Source organism: Micromonospora sp. NPDC002411, assembly GCF_053592955.1.
In genome coordinates this window covers 1-2112 of record NZ_JBSFBM010000583.1, presented here as the reverse complement: position 1 = coordinate 2112, position 2112 = coordinate 1, and the positions used below count along the sequence as shown (strand labels likewise).

Annotated in this window: 2 protein-coding genes; both read left to right on the top strand. The window is 71.8% G+C overall.

Translation table 11 applies throughout. The features are described from left to right. The coding region (locus ACWCO3_RS34150; protein WP_450014103.1) for a helix-turn-helix transcriptional regulator at nt 1-1125 on the top strand (1125 nt) is incomplete at its 5' end. Nucleotides 1126-1262: 137 nt separating this feature from the next. Then, nucleotides 1263-2033 carry a DUF5995 family protein gene (locus ACWCO3_RS34145; protein WP_145781464.1) on the top strand — a complete coding sequence of 257 codons (771 nt, stop codon included), beginning with the start codon at nt 1263-1265 and terminating at the stop codon, nt 2031-2033. The last annotated feature ends 79 nt before the right edge of the window (nt 2034-2112 follow it).

Below are 2112 nucleotides of genomic sequence, written 5' to 3'. Positions count from 1 at the left end.
GGGCCGCTGAACATCCTCGAGGAGGGTGTGGTCGTGGCCCGGCGGGGCGCCGAGCGGGTGGCCGAGCTGGGGCTGGGCCGCACCTGGGGCACCCGGCTGCTGGCGATCGCCATCAACGGGTTGTTCCGGGTTGGCCAGTGGGCGGAGGCGGAGAAGGTGGTCGCGGCGGCGCTGCGGCACCGACCGTCCGGTGCGGACGCCGTCGAGTTGCTGCTCGCCCGCTGCCGGCTCTCGGTGGGCTACGGCGACATCGAGGCCGCCGGCCGGGACCTGGACGCCGTCGCGACCCTGCTCGCCGGCGGTGGGGCGCGGCACGTCATTCCGCTGCTCACCCTGCGCTCCGGGCTGGCCATGTGGGAGGGCCGGCACGACGTGGCGCGGATGGCGGTGCAGCGCGGCCTCACCGAGATCCGCTCCGACGACGTGATGATCCTGTCCGCCCTGGTCTGGCACGGGTTGCGCGCCGAGGCGGAGGCGCACGCCAGCCGCACTGTGGAGGTGGACCCGACGGCGGTGCGCCGACTGCGCGACGTCGCCGACCGGATGGCGCGCAAGAGTGCCGGCGCGGCCCGACCGGTGCGCTCGGTGGTGGAGGGGTTCCTGGCGCTCTGCGCCGCCGAGGTGAGTCGCCTCGACGGCAGCGACCCGGAGCTGTGGGCGACGTCGGTCGCCGAGTGGGACCGGCGTAACCACCCCTATCCGGCGGCATACTCGCGGCTGCGGCAGGCCGAGGCGCTGCTGGCCCGCCGCAGTCGACTGGCGACCGCGGGCAAGCTGTTGCGCGAGGCGTACGAGGTGGCGCAGGGGTTGGGCGCGGTGCCGTTGACCTCGGAGATCCGCGAGCTGGCCGGGCGGGCCCGGGTGTCGCTGGAGGAGCGGGAGCCCACCGGCGCGACGCGGGGGGCGCCGACCCAGGCGTCCGACGACGAGCTGGCCGCGCTCACCGCGCGGGAGCGGGAAGTGCTGGCGTTGGTCGCGGAGGGGCTGACCAACAAGGAGATCGGGCAGCGGCTGTTCATCAGCGAGCGGACCATCGGCGTGCACGTCTCGCACATCTTCGACAAGTTGCAGGTCCGCACCCGCGTCCAGGCCAGCGCGATCCAGTTGCGCAACCACCGGGGCTGACCGACCACGACGTATCCCGGCGCGCCTGTGCGTGCCGGGATACGTCGTTCTACTGATTCGGCCGACGGGTGCGGGCTGGAAGGCTGAGCCGCGTCGACGACGGCACGGGGGATGCCGCCGACCACGATGGAGGAGAGATGACCGAACCGGTCTGGGGGCCCGTGCACCGGGACATCGTCGACCTGCTCGCCGACCACCCCGCTGACGTGCCGGCCGTGGTCGATCACCTCACCAAGCTCCAGGACCTGTTGGTGCGGCTGCCTCCGTTGGAGGACAGCTGCCCCCTCGCCGACTTCAACAAGCTCTACCTGACCATCACCAGCAGCGTGCTCGACGGGCTGTACGACGACCGCTTCGTCGATCCGGCGTTCCTGTCCCGGCTCGACGTCGAGTTCGCCGCACGGTACTTCGACGCCATGCGGTTGTGGACCGACTCCAGTCCGGGCACTCCGAAGGCCTGGTCGTGCCTCTTCGAGCGGATGCGGGGGCCGGACGCCCGTCCGTTGCCCTCGGCGGCGGCCGGGGTGAACGCCCACATCAACTTCGACCTGCCGTTCGCGTTGGTGACGACGTTCGACCACCTGGAGTCGGAGCCGGTCGACGGCAGCGACCAGCACCACGACTACCTGGAGATCAACAACATCTTCGCCGACAAGATCCCCGGCCTGCGCCGGGGCTATCTGGAACGGTGGCAGCTGCTCATCGACATGCTCAACGGCGACATCGACGACTGGTACCAGGGGGAACTGGTCGAGTACACCCGCGATGTCGCCTGGCGTAACGCGCAGAAGATCTGGCGGTGCCGGCACGATCCGGACGCCCGCGAGTGTGAGCGCCTGCGGTTGGACGACAACGCCGCAGCGCTCGGCCGGCTGCTGCTCTCGCCCCTCGGGGCGTTCCTGCAGTAGTCGGGACGGGGGGTCCCCGCGCTCCGCCCCGTGGGGCGGCGGGACGTGGACGGAGGTGCTCAACACCGACGCGCACCAC